At 69.2% G+C, this 18,702-nt stretch carries 18 protein-coding genes, 1 pseudogene and 1 riboswitch; of the genes and pseudogenes, 9 read left to right on the forward strand and 10 right to left on the reverse strand.

What is annotated here, in order from left to right:
- Positions 1–22: 22 nt before the first annotated feature.
- Positions 23–883 carry a hypothetical protein gene (locus tag Ahu01nite_RS26115; protein WP_203839269.1) on the forward strand — a complete coding sequence of 287 codons (861 nt, stop codon included), beginning with the start codon at positions 23–25 and terminating at the stop codon, positions 881–883.
- A 141-nt stretch (positions 884–1,024) separates the two neighbouring features.
- The gene (locus Ahu01nite_RS26120; RefSeq protein WP_203839270.1) at positions 1,025–3,007 is read left to right on the forward strand and encodes a hypothetical protein; all 1,983 of its coding nucleotides are present in this window, start codon (positions 1,025–1,027) and stop codon (positions 3,005–3,007) included.
- Between the two features lie 9 nt (positions 3,008–3,016).
- On the opposite strand, the gene Ahu01nite_RS26125 is transcribed toward Ahu01nite_RS26120, so the two are convergent.
- Positions 3,017–3,997 carry a hypothetical protein gene (locus Ahu01nite_RS26125; protein ID WP_203839271.1) on the reverse strand — a complete coding sequence of 327 codons (981 nt, stop codon included), beginning with the start codon at positions 3,995–3,997 and terminating at the stop codon, positions 3,017–3,019.
- Positions 3,998–4,026: 29 nt separating this feature from the next.
- A riboswitch (ZMP/ZTP riboswitch) is annotated at positions 4,027–4,113 on the reverse strand.
- Between the two features lie 84 nt (positions 4,114–4,197).
- Here Ahu01nite_RS26125 and Ahu01nite_RS26130 point away from each other — a divergent pair.
- The gene (locus Ahu01nite_RS26130; protein WP_203839272.1) at positions 4,198–4,992 is read left to right on the forward strand and encodes a DUF1206 domain-containing protein; all 795 of its coding nucleotides are present in this window, start codon (positions 4,198–4,200) and stop codon (positions 4,990–4,992) included.
- 12 nt (positions 4,993–5,004) lie between these two features.
- On the opposite strand, the gene Ahu01nite_RS26135 is transcribed toward Ahu01nite_RS26130, so the two are convergent.
- From Ahu01nite_RS26135 to Ahu01nite_RS26150, 4 genes are all read right to left on the reverse strand, one after another.
- Entirely contained in the window at positions 5,005–5,610 is a 606-nt protein-coding gene (locus Ahu01nite_RS26135; RefSeq protein WP_244876518.1) for a thymidine kinase, read from the reverse strand.
- A 536-nt stretch (positions 5,611–6,146) separates the two neighbouring features.
- Positions 6,147–6,473, reverse strand: a complete 327-nt coding sequence (locus Ahu01nite_RS26140; RefSeq protein WP_203839273.1) for a hypothetical protein — start codon at positions 6,471–6,473, stop codon at positions 6,147–6,149.
- Between the two features lie 64 nt (positions 6,474–6,537).
- Entirely contained in the window at positions 6,538–7,887 is a 1,350-nt protein-coding gene (locus tag Ahu01nite_RS26145; RefSeq protein WP_203839274.1) for an Ig-like domain-containing protein, read from the reverse strand.
- 140 nt (positions 7,888–8,027) lie between these two features.
- Positions 8,028–8,558 (reverse strand): YbhB/YbcL family Raf kinase inhibitor-like protein, encoded by a 531-nt coding sequence (locus tag Ahu01nite_RS26150; protein WP_203839275.1) that lies wholly within the window; start codon positions 8,556–8,558, stop codon positions 8,028–8,030.
- A gap of 113 nt (positions 8,559–8,671) precedes the next feature.
- Between Ahu01nite_RS26150 and Ahu01nite_RS26155 the strand changes: the two genes are divergently transcribed.
- The 3 genes from Ahu01nite_RS26155 (at position 8,672) to Ahu01nite_RS26165 (ending at position 10,251) form a co-directional block, all read left to right on the forward strand.
- The gene (locus tag Ahu01nite_RS26155) at positions 8,672–9,517 is read left to right on the forward strand and encodes a helix-turn-helix transcriptional regulator (protein WP_203839276.1); all 846 of its coding nucleotides are present in this window, start codon (positions 8,672–8,674) and stop codon (positions 9,515–9,517) included.
- Positions 9,518–9,619: 102 nt separating this feature from the next.
- On the forward strand, positions 9,620–9,844 hold the full coding sequence (vapB, locus tag Ahu01nite_RS26160; RefSeq protein ID WP_203839277.1) for a type II toxin-antitoxin system VapB family antitoxin: 225 nt from the start codon (positions 9,620–9,622) through the stop codon (positions 9,842–9,844).
- Positions 9,835–10,251 (forward strand): PIN domain nuclease, encoded by a 417-nt coding sequence (locus Ahu01nite_RS26165; protein ID WP_203839278.1) that lies wholly within the window; start codon positions 9,835–9,837, stop codon positions 10,249–10,251. The genes vapB and Ahu01nite_RS26165 overlap by 10 nt, the downstream gene beginning before the upstream one ends.
- An 84-nt stretch (positions 10,252–10,335) precedes the next feature.
- Here Ahu01nite_RS26165 and Ahu01nite_RS26170 read toward each other — a convergent pair whose 3' ends face one another.
- Together Ahu01nite_RS26170 and Ahu01nite_RS26175 are read right to left on the reverse strand one after the other, a co-directional pair.
- Positions 10,336–11,154: an alpha/beta fold hydrolase gene (locus tag Ahu01nite_RS26170; protein ID WP_203839279.1), complete on the reverse strand. Its 819-nt coding sequence runs from the start codon at positions 11,152–11,154 to the stop codon at positions 10,336–10,338.
- Between the two features lie 100 nt (positions 11,155–11,254).
- A complete protein-coding gene (locus tag Ahu01nite_RS26175; protein ID WP_203839280.1) occupies positions 11,255–13,915 on the reverse strand; it encodes a fibronectin type III domain-containing protein in 2,661 nt (886 codons plus the stop codon).
- A gap of 200 nt (positions 13,916–14,115) precedes the next feature.
- Between Ahu01nite_RS26175 and Ahu01nite_RS50590 the strand changes: the two genes are divergently transcribed.
- The 3 genes from Ahu01nite_RS50590 to Ahu01nite_RS26190 are packed head-to-tail and all read left to right on the forward strand — an operon-like array spanning position 14,116 to position 17,255.
- Positions 14,116–15,666, forward strand: a complete 1,551-nt coding sequence (locus Ahu01nite_RS50590) for a serine/threonine-protein kinase (RefSeq protein WP_239159142.1) — start codon at positions 14,116–14,118, stop codon at positions 15,664–15,666.
- 12 nt (positions 15,667–15,678) lie between these two features.
- The gene (locus Ahu01nite_RS26185; protein ID WP_203839281.1) at positions 15,679–16,563 is read left to right on the forward strand and encodes a GVDTG sorting domain-containing protein; all 885 of its coding nucleotides are present in this window, start codon (positions 15,679–15,681) and stop codon (positions 16,561–16,563) included.
- Positions 16,564–16,565: 2 nt separating this feature from the next.
- The gene (locus Ahu01nite_RS26190) at positions 16,566–17,255 is read left to right on the forward strand and encodes a class F sortase (RefSeq protein WP_203839282.1); all 690 of its coding nucleotides are present in this window, start codon (positions 16,566–16,568) and stop codon (positions 17,253–17,255) included.
- On the opposite strand, the gene Ahu01nite_RS26195 is transcribed toward Ahu01nite_RS26190, so the two are convergent.
- The 3 genes and pseudogenes from Ahu01nite_RS26195 to Ahu01nite_RS51865 form a co-directional block, all read right to left on the reverse strand.
- A complete protein-coding gene (locus Ahu01nite_RS26195) occupies positions 17,227–18,063 on the reverse strand; it encodes an alpha/beta fold hydrolase (protein ID WP_203839283.1) in 837 nt (278 codons plus the stop codon). The two genes, Ahu01nite_RS26190 and Ahu01nite_RS26195, sit on opposite strands and share 29 nt — an antisense overlap.
- Before the next feature lie 41 nt (positions 18,064–18,104).
- Complete coding sequence (locus tag Ahu01nite_RS50595; RefSeq protein WP_239159143.1) at positions 18,105–18,425, reverse strand: hypothetical protein; 321 nt, start codon at positions 18,423–18,425, stop codon at positions 18,105–18,107.
- A 112-nt stretch (positions 18,426–18,537) separates the two neighbouring features.
- Positions 18,538–18,651, reverse strand: a pseudogene (locus Ahu01nite_RS51865) (sigma-70 family RNA polymerase sigma factor); the annotation flags it as partial.
- Positions 18,652–18,702 lie beyond the last annotated feature (51 nt).

The following is an 18,702-nucleotide window of genomic DNA, read 5'->3' on the forward strand; positions in this document are numbered from 1 at the left end:
GACCCCCTGAGGAGCTCGACCCATGCGCCTGCGTCACCGTGCCGCCGTAATCACCGCCGTTGCCGGAATCGCCCTGACCGGGCTGGCCACCGCCGGCCCCGCCATGGCAGCGACCAGCACCGCCGTGAAGGCGGCGGCCAGCGCTCCGGCCAGTACCTTCAACCTCGCGGGGACCCTCGCCGCCCTGAACGCCGCGAAGGGCACCGTCACGGTCGCCGGCGTGAGTGGCAGCAACACCACCGTCACCGTGGCGCCCACCGCGAATGTTGCCGTCGACGGAGACACCGCCAAGCTGGCGAAGCTGCCGGTCGGCGCCCAGGTCAAGCTCTCCGGCAACGTCACCAACGGCACCACCGTGGCCACGAAGGTCGACGCGACCACCGCCTGGCCGTTCGCCGCCGCCGGCACCGTCGTCTCGGTCAACCCGGCCGCCGGCACCGTCTCGGTCAAGCGGGTCTCGCTGGACGGCAAGGGCGCCACCGACGTCATCCCGGTCGCCGCCAAGGCCATGATCACTCTCGACGGCAGGACGGTCGCGCTCTCCGCGCTGCCGGCCAAGGCTCCGATCCTGGTCGTCGGTACGGTCACCACCGGCACGTACTCCGCCAAGTCCCTGACCGCCCTGTCCCGCTGGGCGCTGACCCTCTCCGGCACCGTCGCCGCGGTCGACGCCGCGAACGGCACGGTCACGGTGAACACCGGCTCGCCCGCCACCGCGGTGAAGCTGAACGTCGACCCGAAGGCCAGCGTCAAGGTCAACGGCGTCAACGCCTCGCTGTCGAAGCTGCCCGTCGGCGCGACCGTCGGCCTCACCGGCACCGAGACCACCGTCGGCGCCACCGTCTCCGGCATCGACGCCAAGGTCGGCACCAAGAACCGCTGACGCCCCCGACGTTCGATCGCCCGCGCACCCCGCGCGGGCGATTCGGCGTGTGCGATCCTTTTGCGACTGTAGATCAAGTTGCGGGGGCAATTCGTGCGGCGTACGCGGGTAATAGGGCTGGTAACGGCATCGATCGTCAGTTTGGGCATTTACTTCGCCCCGGGTGTCGCCGACGCGGACGTCGTCGGCCCCTCGGTTTTCGCCGACTACGGCCGGGGCGAGACGGACCTCAAGTTCAATGTCGGCGTACCCGGCGAATTCAGGTTCTCGTCCCGGGACGACGACACGGAATCGTTTGTCTGGTCGATCGACGGCGACGGCCCGTCCGGGACGACCCCGGCCGACGCGACCGGCTGGGGAACGGCGGTCATCGCCCCGGCCCGCCCCGGATGGCAGACCCTGTCCGTGCTGGGCGTCGAGCGTGACGGCACCCGCTCCGGGACGACCGCGTACGAGTTCCGCGTCGACAACGGCCCCCTGGTCACCGGTGGCATGACCGCGGAGGACGAGCCGGTGCTGGTCGGTGCGACGCTGACCTATCACCTGGCGCCCCGGCGGCCGGGCGTCACGGCGTACGTGTTCCAGGCCGAGGGTCTGACCGAATTCACCGTCCCCGCCCGTGCCGACGGCACCGCCGACTACACCTGGATGATCCCGCACCCGGACATCCGCACCCTGTCCGTCCGGAGCCGCACCGCCGACGGCACCCTGTCCGAGCCCCGCTACCCCTACCTCTCGGTCAACGGCGCCGACCCCGTCATCACCCAGAGCGGCGGCTACGGCCTCAACATGCCGATGACGTTCCGGGCCCTGTCCCCGATGCCGGGCGTCACGGAATACACCGCGGTCCTCGACAACACCCCGTCGACCCAGCAGGTCGTGAGCGCCGGACCGGACGGCAGCGCCTCCTTGCAGTACACGGTTTCCAAGCGCGGCCAGCACAGCGTCGTCATCCACGCCGTCAACGCGAGCGGGGCACGCACCGGGAGCCGCGTCCGGACGTGGACGGCCTCGGACCGCCCGATCGTCACCTCCGCGGAATTCCCGCTGGACGGCGCCGCCCGCCTAGCCCCTGGAACGTTCACCTTCAGCCCGCGGCTCGGCGGCACCACCGCGTACGAGTACAGCTTCGGCGGCTCCCCGACCACCCTGCCTACTGATCCGGACGGTACGGGGACACTCGCCTGGACGCCGCCCGCCATGGGCTCGTACTCCCTGTCGGTCCGCAGCCTCACCGCGGACGGCACCCGCTCGGAACTCACGGCCGTTCACACCTTCACCGTGGCGCCGCGCACCGGCACCCTCACCTCGTTCAGCCCGCACGCGGTCCAGGCCGGCGCGCCCCGGACGATCACCCTGGCCGGCACGGAACTGACCGCGCAGGACAAGATCACCGTCCAGCTGCCCGGTGGTTCATCGGCACCCACGAGGATCACGTCGGTCTCCGCGGACCTGACCACGCTGACGTTCACCGCCGACCTGACCAGCGCAAAAGCCGGCCTGGCTGACATCGTCCTGCACTCGGCCGCCACGGGCGAGCTCGCCGGCCGTTACACGATCATCATCGACCCGCCGCCCGCCCTGCGCGTCACAAAAGCACCCGCGATCACCGGCAGCGCCAAGGTCGGCGCCAAACTCACCGCCACGGCCGGCACCTGGACGCCGGCGGCGACGTCGGTGAAGTATCAGTGGAAGTCCAACGGGACTGCCATCGCGGGCGCGACCGGCTCGTCGTACACGATCCCTGCTTCGCAGCTGGGCAAGCGGCTCACCGTCACGGTGACCGCTTCCCGATCCGGCAACACCACCACCAGCACGGTTTCGGCCGCGACCCCTGCCGTGGCCAAGGGCCCTGCCGCCAAGGCCACCACAAAGCCCAAGATTACGGGTACGCCCAAAGCCGCCCGAACGGTCACCGCAACGCCCGGCACATGGTCGCCGAAGCCCACGTCCTACAAATACGAATGGCGCCTCAACGGCACACTCATCAAGGGCGCTACGGGCAAAACCCTGAAACTGAAGTCCACCATGCGCGACAAGAAACTCACGGTCACCGTGATCGCCGTCCGCGCCGGCTACGTGGACGGCCGTTCCACCAGCGCCACGGTAAAGGTCCGCCGCTGACCGCACGCGTCAATGCCGGAACAGGCGAACTCCCGTACGTACCAAAGTAATGCCGGTCCGCTGACACTCGGCGAGCACCTCAGCGGACCGGATCGAGCCACCGGGCTCAGCGATATACCGGACACCGTGCCGTGCAGCTTCCTCGACGTTGTCGGCGAACGGCAGCGCGCCGTCGGATACGAATGCGACGCCGTCCAGCACGCCCGGATCGCGCCGGAGCCACCAGGTGTCGACCTTCGCACCGGCGACCTGGGTGCAGTCCACCCGTGACTGCTGGCCGGCGCCGATGCCCAGGGTCATCCCATCGCGCAGGTACGCCACGGAGTTCGACTGGGTGTGCTTGACGACGATGAGCCCGAGGAGCAGATCGTCCACGGCGCGGGCCGGGAGTCGAGGGTCGGACACCAGGTCACGGGTCAGGGCGAGGGCGTCGCGGGGCTGGGTGAGGCTCAGCCCGTACACCTCGCGGGTCTCTGTCTGTGGGGGTTGGAAGTCCGGATCGGCCTGCACGACGAGGAAGCGGCCGCCCTTCTTCTTCGACAGCGTGGCCATGACTCCCGGCTCGTAGCCCGGCGCAACGATGCCGTCCGAGACCACCCGGCGCAGCAGATCGGCGAGCTCCGCGTCGACAGGCCCGGAAACAGCGATGAAGTCGCCGTAGGAACTTTTCGGGTCAGCGTCCCGAGCCCGGACATAAGCGCTGGTCACCGCGCCGGTCGCCGCCGGATCCAGCCCGTGGGTCGCCGCCATGACGGCATCGATCGGCCCGGCCGTCGCCGCTCCGGCCGGTGAGACGTGTTTGAAGGAAGCCGCGGCGGGGCGGCCCAGGGCATTCGCGGCTTCCTTGACGAGTTGCCACGATGCTGCGGCGTCCAGCACGTTGATGTAGGACGGGTTGCCGTGCAGGAAGCGGAAGGGCTCGCGGGCCGGGTCGATCGGCGTCGCCGTTGATGGGCCCTGGTGCGGATTCAGGCCGTAACGCAGTTGCATGGTGCCTCCGATCGCAGAAACGTCTGCTCCGGAAGCGCCCAGGCGGTCGGCGCCAACACGAACAACACGGCCGGTTCCCCGGTGGTGATCCACCTACGCCAGTAGCGGCCCACCACCAGCCTAACGCGGGACTCTCCTACGATGCGCGGGTGGCGTTCGGGTGAGGTTTCGCGCGGGCGGCGTACGGTCAAAACAGGGGTATGCCTTCTTTTCCCTCCCGGGCCCGCGGTGCGGTTTCCCGTGGTGCTGACAGCACCTGGCTGGAACATCTGACCCGCGGCGGGCTCGTGGGGTACGGCGTGATCCATCTGCTTTTCGCGTGGCTGATCGTCCGGATCGCGTTCAGTGGCGCGGGCACCGACGGCGACCAGTCCGGCGCTCTGCACCGGCTCGCCGGGAAACCGTTTGGGACAGTTCTGATCGGGCTGATCGTCGTCGGGCTGATCGCCATGGTGATCTGGCAGTTGCTCGAGGTTGTGGTCGGTCAGGAACGGATCATCTCCGCCGGTCGCGCGGCCTTCTACAGCTATCTGAGCTGGTCCGGCATCAAGGTGCTGCGCGGCAAGGACAAGTCCAGCGCCGACATGCAGCAGCAGGCCAGCGAGGATCTGATGACCTCGGGTGGCGGCCGTTTCGTTGTGGCGCTGGCCGGGGTCGCGATCGCCGCCATCGGGATCGGGCTGGTCATTTTCGGAATCACGAAAAAATTCGAGAAACACCTCAAGCTGCGGGAGATGAGCGCCCACATTCGCAGGCTCACGCAGCGTCTCGGCATCATCGGGTACGCCGCCAAGGGCGGTTCCTACGCGATAGCCGGACTGCTTTTCGTGGTGGCAGCGATCCGCTACGACCCGGACAAGGCGCGCGGGCTGGACGCCGCTCTGAATGCGCTGGCCGGACAGGCGTACGGTCCGTGGCTCCTGGCACTTGTCGCGCTGGGCTTCGCGGCGTACGGATTGTTCTCGATCGTGCAGTCGCGTTACCGCAAAGTCTGACTCCCCCTGCCGTCAGGCGGCCTTGGCCAGCGCCGGAGAATACGGCTGACCGGCCCGGTGATGACGCCGGCACAGCACGACGTAGCCCACGCCCGTGTCGGTGTCCCCCACCACGACGGTGTCGCCGTCCCGGACCATCTCCCCGTCGACGACGCGGGCGTTCATCCGGGCCGGCTGCCCGCACCAGCACATCGGATAGACCTGCAACGCCTCGACGATATCGGCGAGCACCACCAGCCGCGCCGACCCGGGAAACTGAAGCCCCCGGAAGTCCGACAGCAGCCCGAACGTGAACACATCGATGTCATAGTTGTCCACCAGCGCGGCAAGCTGATCGACCTGCTCCGGCGACAGGAACTGCGCCTCGTCGACAATCACGTGGTCAACCCGCTTGCCGGGCCGATCCAGCACCAGGTCGGTAAGGTCGGTCTCAGCCCCGATCTCCAGCGCATCCGCCGCCAGCCCGATCCGCGACGACACTATCCCCGTACCCGCGCGGTCCAACCGGGTCATCAGCAGCCCGTTACGCCCGCAGGCAGCGTACGTATGCCGGTACTGCAGCACCATCGTGCTCTTGCCACTGTTCATCGCCGCGTGCCGATAGTGCAGCTGAGCCACCGTACGATGCCGCCTCTCAGTATCTGGAGCCGGACGCACGTGCCGCGGCAAACGGCATGAATACTACTCATGCAGGTGGCAGCGGCGGCCGGTCGGTCGGTCCGGCAGCCGTATCCGTTCCGCCTTGACGCCGACATCGGTCACGAGAAATCCATCTTTGTCCCGCCGAACCTCCGCGGGCTGCCAATCCGTGGCGGGCCGCGCACCGATGAAACAGAACAACCCGCGGCCGGAAGTCAGAATTTGCCGCCACCGAGCACCAGCGCCGGCATATTCGCGCAGAGACCCGCCTCCAGCTCAATCACCGAGGGATAGATCCGCGCCCCCTCAAGACGTCAGCTCCGCCCCGGCACCCTCGATCGGCGCCCGCTGCGGTCCGTCCGCCAGCCGCAACCGCCGCCGCGCAATCAGCGCTGCAACAAGCGGGTCGGGCACTTCGTGTGGCATGCCTTCAGCACTTGCCCCCTTCGCGGTCGCTATCTCGCCGCCGCCCGATTATTTGGCGTCCTTCTACAAGAAGGGCCCGACGATGGTCGTCAGGTCATGGCCAGTGGCAGCAGCCGCTGCTCCCACAAATGGACGAGCTGGCGGGCAGTCAGCCGGCGGATCTTCGGCCAGTCCTGCTCCAGCAGGTCCGGGTTGATGTGCTCGACGACATCACCGAGCTGCCCGCAGTCGAGCAGTGTGGTGTAGAGGGTGAGTCGCTGCCCGGCGTCGGTGACGTCGAAATCGGCAGGACCGGACCAGCACAACCGGTTGGGCAGATGCACAACCCCCGCCGCTGGGCCGCGCAGCTCCTGCCAGGAACTGGGTATGCGGCGATGCACCTCGGCGAATCGCGAAGGCAGTGCGGCAGCTTCCACCCAGGCATTATGCGGCGGAGTCCTCGCGCCCTTTCCAGGGCGCGAGGACCTGGGTTGGTGGGCGTCAGATGTTGGGGCGTTTGTGGAGGAGTTCGACGACGGTGAGGGTTTGGGACGGGGTGGAGGTGGAGGGGGTGTAGGTGCTGTCGCCGTTGTAGGTGGCGGTGATCTGGTAGGTGCCGACTCTGAAGAGGCTGGGTTTCGGGGAGCAGCCGACGTTGTTGGCGAGCGGGATGGTGCAGATGGCGACGGCTCCGGCCTTCACGGTGACGTTGCCGGTGGGGGTGCCGGTGGTGGCGGGGGTGATTTCGACGGTGAAGACCTCGGCGTCCTCGGCTCCGACGGCGATCGTGTCCGCTGACATGGTCAGGGTGGTGGTGGTTGGTTCCTTCGCCACGATCAGGGTCTGGGAGGTGTCGGTGGAGGTGGTGTTGGTGGCGTCACCGCTGTAGGTGGCGGTCAACGGGTAGGTTCCGGGGCGGAGCAGGTTGCCGGTTGTTGTTCTGCAGGTGCCTGTGCCGGCGGAGAGGGTGATCGTGCAGATGGTCGTCGTACCCGTCCTGATCGTGACCCTGCCGGTCGGGGTGCCGCCGGCAGCGGGCGTGACCCTGGCGGTGAAGATCTCGGTCTGCTCGGCGTCGTAGGGCACCGAGGGGGCGGACAACGTCAGGGTCGTGGTCGTGGGTTGCACGGCCAGCACGGTGATCGTCCGCTGGACGGAGGAGCTGAAGAAGTTGCTGTCGCCGTTGTAGACCGCGGTGAGCTGGCTGCTGCCGACCGGCAGGGTGGTCGCACCCAGGAAGCAGGAGCCGCCCGATCCGGTGCGGTCCAGGGTGGTGGTGCAGATGGTGAACGATCCGGAAGCTGTGGTGTCCGTGATGGTCACCGTCCCGGTCGGAGTGCCGACATGGGAGGCCCAGGCTGTGCCGGTGAACGAGTAGCCCTGTTCGTTGCCGAAGACGAGCATCGGGTCGTTCGTCACGGTTGAGCCGTTGGGGTCGAGCACCGTCAGGGACGTGCTGCTCGTTTGCTTGGCCACGGTGAGAGTCAGTAGGCCGGAAGCAGCCTGGGCGGAATTCTCGTTGCCGCCGTAGTACGCGAAGATCTGGTAGGTGCCGACGGCCAGCTGGGAGGCGGGCATCGAGCAGGTTCCCGTGTGATTCACGACCGAGCCGGTGCACAGCCAGGTCGACCCGAGACGTACGCCGAAAAAGCCGAGCCCGTCACCGCCGGCGACGTCGACCCGCATCTGGTCCTGGTCCTCGTAGCCGAGATATGCGGTGCCGCTCTGCGGGGTCAGCGCCACCGATGTCGGCTCCTGGTCCGCCCAGGCCGGACCGGCGGTGATCGTCTCTGCCGCGACCGCCGCACACATCGCCATCGCGAATCCTGTCAGGACTTTTCGCCATCTCATGGTTCGCCTTCCGTCTTCCGCACACGAATAGTCCGTCCACCGTGCATGGACGCGATGACGCGGCGCTGAAACGGCGCTGACCTCTGGCGAGTGGGCTGAGGACCGGTCCGGTTTCCCCAGGAAACCGGACCGGCACGAGATCAGGCGGCGGGGGTTTCGGCCGTGGCCACGATGGTGGCGCGGGCGAGGATGTGGCTGGCGATGGTGAAGCCGAGGAAGGCCGGGGTGCCCTCGGCGGGGACGCCGATGTTCTCGACGTCGAGGGCGTGCACGGTGATGAAGTAGCGGTGCGGGCCGTGGCCGGCGGGCGGGGCGGCGCCGATGAACTGCGGAAGGCCGGCGTCGTTCTTGAGCTGGATGGCGCCGGCCGGAAGCTCGGCTCCTGCGGGCAAGGTGGTCACGGTGGCCGGGATGTCGGCGACGGCCCAGTGCCAGAAGCCCGACATCGTGGGGGCGTCGGGGTCGTAGACCGTCACCGCGTAGCTCTTGGTGCCTTCGGGGGCGCCGGACCAGGTCAGGTCGGGGGAGATGTCCTGGCCGCCGGGGATGCCGAACGCGCCGGACATCTGGGCAAGGGGCAGCGGGTGGCCGTCGTTGGCCGCGGCGCTCTTGACCTCGAAGGCCGGGACCTGCGGGAGACGGGCAAACGGGTCGTTGGTGGCAGTAGTCATGGTCAACAGCCTGCGACCTGCGACGACGGTGAGGGAGATCCTCCGCATCCTGGTGCCCGGAGTGCCACCTTCAACGGTCGACGCACGGCGCGCCGCCGTAGCAAACTGGGACAATGCCAGCGCCCAGAGCCACGAACCGGCCCGAGCTGTCCGCGTTCCTGCGGGCGATGCGCGCCCGCGTGCACCCGGAAGACGTCGGGCTGCCGGAGATGAGCAGGCGCCGGACGCCCGGTTTACGGCGCCAGGAGGTCGCGCAGCTCGCCGCTGTCAGCATCGACTGGTACATCCGGCTGGAACAGGGCCGGGTCGGCGTACCCGGAACTGCCGTTCTGGATGCGGTGGCCCAGGCCTTGAAGCTGTCCGAGGCCGAACGACACCATCTGCACCTGATCGCCCGGGGTGAGGCCCCGCCGTCCCGGCATGTCCCGGCGCCGGCCAGCGAGTCGTTGCAGATGCTGCTGCACAGCATGCCGACCACCCCGGCCTGGATCCTGGACTTCCGATTCGACGTCCTCGCGCACAACGCAGCCGCGGTAGCGGTCCTCGGAACCGGCATCGCTGTCGGGGCCAACACGGCGGAGCCCCTCTTCCTCAACCCGGGCGCCCGCGACTTCCAGCTGGACTGGACCCGCATCGCCCGCGAGCACGTCGGCAACCTGCGCGCCAACCTGGCCCGGCACCCGGACGATCCCCGGCTCAAGGCCCTGATCAGCGACCTACGCCGGTCGAGCACCGATTTCGCCGCCTGGTGGGACGACCAGACCGTCCAGGAACGTACGAACGGCACCAAACGCGTCCTGCACCCGATCGCCGGGGTCATGACCGTGCGCTACGACGTCCTGGCCGTCCAGGACGGCTCCGACCAGCGCCTGTCCGTCATCACCCCCGCGGACTCGGCCGCCGAGAACGCCTTGCGCTCCCTCATCTTCCAGGAGCGCGGCCTCCGCGCGGTGAACTGACGGCTTCACGCTCCCGCGCGGATGAGGCCGTGGTCACGTAGTTCGACAGCCTGAGCGGGCACGGTGATATCGTGATATCACATACGTCTTGCGAGGTGCCCGATGCCCAACATCCTCATTCGCGATCTGAGCCAGGATGCCGTAGACCATATTGACGCCGCCGCCGCCAACCTTGGGTTGTCACGCAATGAATACCTGCGCCGCAAGCTGGAGGAGGGCTCCGGCCCTGCCGGTGTACGGGCGGTCACCGCCGAGGATTGGCAACGATCTGCAGACGTGTTTGCCGACCTGGCCGACCCGACGGTGATGGACTCAGCGTGGCGGTGACCAGATGGCTGATCGATAAGTCCGCGTATGTAAGGCTCCAACTCGGGCAAGCGGAAAATCGTGATCTGTGGAACACACGAATCAGCCGCGGGCTGGTCCGGCTTTCCACGATCACCCGGCTCGAGCTCGGTTACTCGGCGCGCTCCGGTGATGCCGGTCGCCGACAGTTTGCCCTCCCGCCGTTGTCCTTGATGCCGATCGAGTACCTGACTCCTGCTATCGAGGACAGGGCCTTCCAGGTGCAGATGCTCCTGGCAGACCGTGGCCAGCACCGCGCCCCGTCAATACCCGACCTGCTGATCGCGGCGATGGCGGAGAAGGCGTCGCTGACTGTTCTCGCCGTCGACAATGACTTCGACCTGATTGCCACCATCACCGGCCAGCCCGTCGAAACCATGGATGGCTGAACAGGTTCAGGCGGGGTGGTCGCCGGTGGTGGGGGTGGCGTACCGGGCTGATTCACATGACTTCTTCCGTGGGGATGCGGTCACTCATGGGAGCGGGTTCACGGGTTGCAAACGTGGATCACGCACGAAAGCGGCAGCGAGCGCGGCAACCCGGGTGCCGCCGGTGGTCACCGCGTTGTGGGCCGAGCCGGGGATCTCGCCGGTGCTGCCGGCGTGGGCCAGTGCTGCTGCCTGCTCGACCCAGGAGGCCGGGGCGATGGGGTCGTGCTGACCGCGCAGGACCAGGATCGGTGCGGAAACCAGGGGGATCCGGCGGGCCATGCGGTGAGTGACGGCATCTTTGAGGGTACGCAGGACGCGCCGCGGTCCGGCCTCGCGGAAATCGGTCAGCATCGCGGGGATCTGCTTGGGGTCCTCGCTGAGCAGGTCGCGTGACCAGCGGCGGATCTGGGCGGATGACGTGGGCGCGGCCGGGTCGACGGTCGGGCCGACGAGGACGAGGGCGGCGGTCAGGTCCGGGCGGCGGATCGCGAGTTCGACGGCGATCTGGCAGCCGTACGAGTTGGCGAGGATGTTCGCGGTGGTGATGCCGGCGGTGCCCATCCAGGCGGCGAGCACGTCGGCGTGCTGGCCGGTGGTGAGGACCCGCGGGGTCTTCTCGGAGAGCCCGAAGCCGGGCAGGTCGGGGACGAACACCGCGCCGGGCAGTGCGGCCGCGGTGGGCATCAGATAGCGGTGCGACACCGCCAGGCCGTGCAGCAGCACCCAGGCCGGTTCGGTGGTGGCCGGGACGCCGCGGCGGCGGATGTGCAGACGCAGGCCACGGGCCGTCACCGTCTCGCTGGTGAACCCTTCGGCGGGCCGGGGAGCGGCGCGCGTCAGGCGCTCTTCGGCGGGGCTCATCCGGGCCGTCCGTGACAGTCGCATGCCTGCGACTACCCCGTCACAGTCCGGATAGACGAAGGCGGCGCCGGAAGCTTCCGGCGCCGCCTTCAAAGACCGATCAGATTTGTGTACGCCGGCGCGGGCGGGCCGCCATGAACAGGCCGGCGCCCGTCACCAGGCTGGCGAGGCCGGCCAGCAGTACGGAGCTGACGTCCGAACCCGTCGTCGGCAACTCGTCACCGTCGTCGGTGTCCGGGTCGGAACCGGTGTCCGGGTCGTCGTCATCGCCGGACGAGGCTGCGGCGACCTTGATGGCCAGGTTCATCGCGCGGGGCGAGCCGTCCGGAGCCACGCCCTGGGCGACCGCCGTGTGAGCGCCGGCTTCGAGGCCCGGCGGGACGGTGACGGGCTTGCGGAAGTCGCCCTTGCCGTCGGTCACCACGGTGCCGAGGATCGTGGGTTCGGAGTAGATGCTGATCGTGACGGTGGAGTAGCGCGCGAAGCCCGTACCGATGAAGACGACGACCTGGCCGGGCTCAGCCGTACTGATCAGGCCCTTGTCGGTGGTCAGGTCGAGGTTGGTGGCCGGCGGGGCCGCCGGCGGCTGCGGGGCGGTGGGGGTCGCCTCGTTGGAGGCGCCGGACGCGTCGCCGGGACCGCTCGTGCTGATGGCCACGACCGTGATCGTGTACGCCACGCCTGCCGTTGCCCCCAGGACGCAGGTGGTCTCGCCGGTTGTCGTGCAGGTCGCCGGGCCGGGCGAGGCGGTCGCGCGGTAGCCGGTGATGCCGATGCTGTCCGCCGGCGCGTCCCAGGAGGCCGTGATCGACGAGACGCCGGCCGTTGCCGTCACCCGGCGCGGGGCAGCGGGCGGCGGGATCGTGGCGACGACCGTGAACGAGCGGGTCACGGTCGCGGCGGCGGCGTACTGGGTGTTGCCGGGCTGGGTCGCCGCGATCGTGCAGGTGCCGGCCGTGAGCAGCGTTGCCGCGGCACCGTCGGCCGTGCACACCGTGGGAGTGCTGCTCTGGAAGGCGACGGGCAGCCCCGAGGAGGCGGTCGCCTTCAGGGTCACCTTGCCGTCCGCCAGCTCCGCGGCGGCGGGCTGGGCGAAGGTGATCGTCTGCGCGGCCGTGGCGACGGTGATGTCGCGCAGGACCGGGGTCGCGGAGGCGTACGTGCCGTTGCCGTACTGATTGGCCTGGATCGTGCAGGTGCCGGCGGTGAGCAGCGTGACCGTCGTGCCGGCGACCGTGCACACCGAGGGGGTCGCGGTCTGGAAGGTGACCGTGAGGCCCGAGGTCGCGGTCGCGGAGACGGTCAGCGTGCCGGCGCTGAGCGCGACCGACGTGGGCGGCGTGAACGAGACCGTCTGGTTCTGCAGCACGGGCGGGTTGGCCGCGGTGACACCGAACGACCTCGGTACGGGGGTGGCGGCAACGTAGACGGTGCTGCCGATCTGGGCCGCGGTGACGGTGCAGGTGCCCGCGGCGACCGGGGTAACCGTGGTGCCGCTGACGGTGCACACGCCCGTCGTGCCGGACGTGAACGTGACGGGCAGCTCGGAGCTCGCCGACGCGGTCAGGGTGGCGGGGCCGCCGACCGTCAGGTCGGCCGGCTGCGCGAACGTCACGGTCTGCTCGAGCTTGTTGGCGGTCAGGGTGGGCAGGCAATCGGGTTGGTTCGCCACACCACCGACGGAGTCGAGACATCCGTTGCCGATCGTCAGGTCGACGGTGGGCAGCGGGATCACGTTCGAGCCGTCGAGCACATGGGCACCGCCGGTGGTGGCCTTGATCGAGACGCTCAGCCGGCAGCCGTCGTTGCCGGCCCCCAGCGTCGCACCGGACAACACGACGGAAGTGGCACCGGGGGCGGCCGTGGCCGTCCCGTCGCACGAGTTCGAGACCACGCTGTCCGGGCCGACCTCCAGCCCCGGCGGCAGGTTGACCGTGTAGCCGAGGCCGGGGGCCGTCGCGGTGGGATTGGCGTCGGTGCGCTCGAGGTACAGCTTCAGCGTCGAGGTGGAGAGCACATCGATCGAGGACTGCGAGAAGATCGCGAACAGCGTCGGCAACGCCGGCACGACCTTCAACGTGGCCGAACCGGCAACGTTGTGGACGTTGGTGGTCACGGTGATGTTGTCCCCGTCGAGCGGGTAGGTCCCCGACTGCGTACCGGTCACCAGCACCGAGAATTGGCACCCCGTGTTGCCCGCGATGATCGTCGCGTTGCTCAGCTCGATCGTTGAGCTACCCCGGCCGGCGCTCACCGTGCCGTCGCAGGTGAGGGTGTCGTTGTAGTCCTCGATCTCCAGGCCGGTCGGCAGGGCGAACACGAACCCCAGATCGGTCGCGGCATCCTGCGTGAAGGAGCGGTTCAGGTAGAACGTGAAAACGGTCGCCCGGTGATCCTCGATCTCGGTGTCGAAAACGGCGAACGTCAGCGCGGGTGTGTCGCCGCAGGTCGACCGGGCCACCAGGCACAGCGCGGTCGCCTTGGCGAACTTCTGCGCCCGCACCGACTTCGCAGCGGCAACCTGCTTAGCGGCGGCAACCGGCTTGGTGACAGCGGCCGGCTTGGTGACAGCGGCCGGCTTGGTGACAGCGGCCGGCTTGGCAGCGGCAGGAGCGGTTCTGCCGGATGCGGGAGTGGCGGGGGCGGCGGCGGCCGGGGTGCCCGCGCCGATGCCCACCGCCAGGACCGCGGCGGCCAGGACGCCTGACCAGGCCGGGATTCTGGTGCTCAGCGTGGAGCGCGGTCGTTTGAACCTCAGCATTCGGACATCCCCCGAGAAAGATCACGCCGTTACCGCACGGCAGGTTTGTCCAAAATATAGGACTAAAGACTGTATTTACCCCAAACGACAGATAGAGCGGCAGGAAAGCCATCACTTTCGATCCGTACCAAGCCGATGGTGAATCTGGTTCGAATCGCTTCCGATGGTGTCCGGGTGACGGATGGGGCGGTGCGGAGACGGTGGCGACCAGGAGCGAGATCGGGGTGGCGTTCGGGCCCGGGCCGATGACCGTGGCCGGGCGTTATCGGCTGATCGCGGTGGTGGGCACGGGCGGGATGGGGCGGATCTGGCGGGCGCACGACGAGTTGCTCGACCGCGTGGTGGCCGTCAAGGAGCTGTTCGCGGGCGGCGACCGGCAGGAGGCCAGGGTCCAGGTCGAGCAGGAGGCGGCGGCCGCTGCCCGGCTCGACCACCCGAACGTCGTACGCGTCTTCGACGTGGTCCGGGCGACCGGGCGGTCGTGGATCGTCATGGAGTACGTGCCGTCGCGCTCGCTGCACGAGGTCGTGACCCGCGACGGCCCGCTGTCCCATCGCGAGGCGGCCCGCGTCGGGCTGGCCGTGCTCGACGCGCTCACCGCGGCGCACGACGCCGGGCTGCTGCACCTCGACGTGAAGCCGCACAACGTGCTGATCGCCGATGACGACCGGGTGGTGCTCACCGACTTCGGCCTGGCCATGGACGCGACACAGGAGAACGGGCCGATGCTCGGCTCCCCCAACTACGTGGCCCCAGAACGCGTCCGTAACGGCAAGGCGGGGGTGAAATCGGATCTCTGGTCGCTGGGCGCGACGCTCTACGCCGCGGTGGAGGGGCGTCCGCCGTTCAGCCGGCCGAGCGTCAAGGAGGCCCTCGCGGCGCTGCTCACCGACGACCCCGACCCCACGACCCGGCCCGGCCCCCTGCACCCGATCATCGCCGGCCTGCTCACCCGCGACCCCGGGAAGCGTCCCGGCACAAAGCAGACCCGGGCGGCACTGCAGAAGCTGAGCGAGCGCGCGATCGGCATCGTCGCCGTCCCGCTCCCGCTCCCCGCGGTCGCTGTGGAAAAACGCGCCACCCCCAAGCGGACCAAGGTCGTCGTCGCGGCAGTCGGTTCGGTCCTGGCCGTCGCCGCCGCAATCACTTTTTCGGTACGCACGGAGCCCGCCGATCCCGCCCCCGACTCCACCTCCATCTCCGCCGCCGACTCCGCCCCCGACTCCAACTCCGCCGAAGCAGCGGCCGGCGCCCCGAGCGTCGCGCTCGTGAGCTGCGCGGCGATGACGGCAACCGGGAGACCCGCGTCCACCACCGGTTTCCAGGTCCCGATCCCCCAGGGCTGGACCCGCACCAGCACCCCCGACGGCACCGTCTGCTTCAGCGACCCGGACGGCACCCGCACCTTCACCGTGCGCAGCGTCCCGCCCGTGACCGGCGACCCGTTGCGGTACTGGGAGACGGCGGAAGCGGCGAGTGCGCTCACTGCGTACCAACGGATCTCTATGGGTGTGTTGCTTGTGACCGGCGGCGGAGCCGACTGGGAGTTCTCGTGGCAACCGCCGGACGGGCCTCGCCTGCACAGCCACAAAGTGCTGGCCGCGCGGAAGTTCGAACTGACCTGGACCACCCGCGACCGGGACTGGAACGCCGGCCTCAGCACCGAGCGCACCTTCCTGGACGGCTTCCGCGACCCCACCAACTCCGCGTCACCGTGGGCCGTCCCCGGCCCCGGCCCTCGCAAACAATAAGGAGAACCCCCCGTGAAACCGTTCCGGACCCTGCTCGCCGTGCCCGCAGCGATGGCCCTGCTGCTCGCCGTCCCGACCGCAGCCCACGCCGACGAGAGCGTGCACGTCCAGCTCGACCCGCTGAACAACTCCGGCGCGTCGGGCACGGCCACCCTGACCGCCACCGACCGCGGCGACCTCACAATCTCCATCCGCTCCCGGGGCCTGGTCCCGAACTCCCCGCACGCCCAGCACCTGCACGGCTCCACCGGCGGCATGGACTTCCACTGCCCCGACATGTCCGCCGACACCGACGGCAACGGCTACGTCAGCACCGAGGAGGGCATGCCCGTCTACGGCGACATCTTCGTCTCGCTGACCACCAAGGGCGACACCTCCAAGGCCAGCGGCCTCGCGGTCGACCGGATGCCGCTCGCGGACGCCAAGGGCAACCTCGCCTACAACCGCACCATCCCCGCCGCCGACCTGCCCGACGGCACCATCGCCCACCTCAAGGACCTGCACATCGTCGAGCACGGCATCGACGCGAACAACAACAGCAAGTACGACATGGACGGCCTCGGCGAGTCCACGCTCGCCAAGTCCGCCGGGCTGACCGGCATCCCCGAGGAAGCCACCGACCCCGCCACCTGCGGCATGGTCTCCGGTGCTGCTGCCGGGTCGGTCCCGGTCGGCGGGGTCGCCACCGGTGACGGCAGTACTCGCAACGATGGCAGCGGGATGTATGCGCTTGGGATTGCGCTGCTCGGGGCTGCTCTGCTCGGCGCCGCGTTCCTCACGCGCCGGCGGATCTTCGCGAACTCGGTTGTGCACAATTTTGTTGTGCACAATAAAGTTGTGCACAATTTAATTGCACACAACTCAATTGCACGCAACCGAATCAGCGACGAGCGCTGATCATGGTGCGGCGCTACCTGCTTCCCGCCCTGATCCTGATCTGCACCATCGCCGGCGTGACCGCGATCGTCCGCGGCCGGTCGGAAGCGCGCCCGGCCGAGCCACGGATCGCCGCCGCCCCCACAGCGAGCGACACGGCAGCTGCACAGCCGGGCGGCTCGGCACCTGCCGCCGCGACGACGGGCGGGGCGGCAGCGACCGGTGTGCTGACCACCGGGCCGTTGATGAGTACGTCGGCGCCGACACGGGTGTCGATTCCGGCGCTGAACGTGACGGTGCCGGTGGTCGGGCTGGGTCAGCAGGCGGACGGCAGCATGGCGGTGCCGGGGGACGCGAAGACGGTCGGGTGGTACACGAAGGCGCCGACGCCTGGCGCCCTCGGCCCCGCGGTGCTGGCCGGGCACGTCGACTTCAAGAAGCGGCCGGGTACGTTCGCCCGGTTGTCCACCCTGAAGGCCGGCGACCCGGTGACCGTGGAGCGCGAGGACGGCAGCATGGCGATGTTCGCCGTGACGAAGGTGGAGCGGTATCCGAAGGACAAGTTTCCCTCGGATGCCGTCTACGGTGCGATCAACTATGCCGGGCTACGCCTGATCACCTGCGGTGGTGACTTCGACAGCACGGCGGGCCACTACGAGGACAACATCGTGGTGTACGCGGCACTCAAGATGGCGCACCCAGCATCGTCATAGCGCGTACGAAGGAGTCGGGCTGTTCGAGATGACCGAAGTGGCCGCTGTCCTCGAGCGTCACCAGGCGCGAGCCGGGAATGCCCTCGTGCAGCATGGCTGCCCAGCGCGGCCCGCAGATGAAGTCGTGCGCGCCGACGATCACCACGGTCGGGGCGGTGATCTCGCCGAGCCGGTCCCGGACGTCGAAAGGGTCGTCCGGGCCGGCCGGCCTGGCCCACGCCCGTACGGACAGACGGAACGGCTCGAACTCCTTGCGCCGGTTCCAGAAGTCGGCGAAGTAGACCGGCAGCGCGTCCCGCAACCCCGCGCTCATCTCGTCGTCGCTGGTCGCGTTCGTTGCTCGTTGCAGGGCGGCGGGCACGTCCGCGGCCTCCGGCTCGGACGGATACCGGGCGGGGTACGCGGCCAGCCCCTGCATCGCGGCGGCCCAGAACCCCGCGCCGGTCATCGGTGACGTGTCGTAGAGGGCGAGGCCCGCGACACGCGACGGGTGGTCGAGCGCGTAGCGCTGGGCGACGAACCCGCCGTGGGAGTGGCCGAGCACGTACACGCGGGGTTCGCCGAGGTGGTCGACCACGGCGGCGAGGAATCGGGCGTACGTTTCAAGGGTGTAAGCCGGTAGCCGACCGGAACCGCCCGTGCCGACGGGTTCGAGGTAGACCATCGTGAAATGCTGTTCGAGCTCGGGTGAGCGCAGGTAGGCGTAGTCGATGCCGGGGCCGCCCGAGTGCGCGACGCAGACCGGGCCGTGACCGGCGACGTGGTAGACCTGCCGGACGCCTTCGAACTCGAAGTGGGACGTGCGCATGATGTTCCGATCGGTAGACGATGTGACCGGACCGGACGCGACTACCCCACCGGAAGTTCGACGGCGGGATGAAAAAGTTTCAACCGGCTCACCCTGCCCCCGCGCAACGTCTGCAGCCACACCGCACCCGGCGGGCAGTGCGCAGGGTCGTCCGGCGGGCTGATCAACTCGACCTCCCAGATGAGCAGATCGTCAGCGGCGGCAACGTTCAGCAGCCGCTGACCCACCCCCGCGGACAGGCCACCGGACATGCCGCGTACGGCGAAGTCGCGGTCGCCGCGCAGCCCACCCGGCGCGATCATCTCGGCGTCGGGGTGCCACAACTCGAAGCGCCCCACGCTCGATCGCCACAGCCGGGTCACCGAACTCCGCCGGTGGCAGCATCCACCCCGGATCGGCGACGGGGAGCGCATGATTGGCACGCAGCCTCGTCCGGCAGTTGTTGCGCACAACGGTCTTGAGCCAGCCACCCACCGCAGCCGGATCCCGCACCTCGCCGATGCGACGCAACGCGACCAGCATCGCGTCCTGAACGGCGTCCTGCGCGTCCGGCCCGAACCCGAGCAGGCTCAGGGCGACCGCCCGCATCCCGGCCTCGTGCCTGCCCAGCAGCACCCCGAGCGCACCCGCATCACCCGC

This window comes from Winogradskya humida (genome assembly GCF_016862215.1).
GTDB classification, from domain to species: Bacteria; Actinomycetota; Actinomycetes; order Mycobacteriales; family Micromonosporaceae; genus Actinoplanes; species Actinoplanes humidus.

Coding starts and splice junctions, on each gene's coding strand:
- Ahu01nite_RS26125 (WP_203839271.1), bottom strand. CDS start 3,997: ATGCAACTGCGTTACGGCCTGAATCCGCACCAGGGCCCATCAACGGCG.
- Ahu01nite_RS26150 (WP_203839275.1), bottom strand. CDS start 8,558: ATGACTACTGCCACCAACGACCCGTTTGCCCGTCTCCCGCAGGTCCCG.
- Ahu01nite_RS26115 (WP_203839269.1), top strand. CDS start 23: ATGCGCCTGCGTCACCGTGCCGCCGTAATCACCGCCGTTGCCGGAATC.
- Ahu01nite_RS26155 (WP_203839276.1), top strand. CDS start 8,672: ATGCCAGCGCCCAGAGCCACGAACCGGCCCGAGCTGTCCGCGTTCCTG.
- Ahu01nite_RS26195 (WP_203839283.1), bottom strand. CDS start 18,063: ATGCGCACGTCCCACTTCGAGTTCGAAGGCGTCCGGCAGGTCTACCAC.
- vapB (WP_203839277.1), top strand. CDS start 9,620: ATGCCCAACATCCTCATTCGCGATCTGAGCCAGGATGCCGTAGACCAT.
- Ahu01nite_RS26170 (WP_203839279.1), bottom strand. CDS start 11,154: ATGAGCCCCGCCGAAGAGCGCCTGACGCGCGCCGCTCCCCGGCCCGCC.
- Ahu01nite_RS26175 (WP_203839280.1), bottom strand. CDS start 13,915: ATGCTGAGGTTCAAACGACCGCGCTCCACGCTGAGCACCAGAATCCCG.
- Ahu01nite_RS26190 (WP_203839282.1), top strand. CDS start 16,566: ATGGTGCGGCGCTACCTGCTTCCCGCCCTGATCCTGATCTGCACCATC.
- Ahu01nite_RS26130 (WP_203839272.1), top strand. CDS start 4,198: ATGCCTTCTTTTCCCTCCCGGGCCCGCGGTGCGGTTTCCCGTGGTGCT.
- Ahu01nite_RS26145 (WP_203839274.1), bottom strand. CDS start 7,887: ATGAGATGGCGAAAAGTCCTGACAGGATTCGCGATGGCGATGTGTGCG.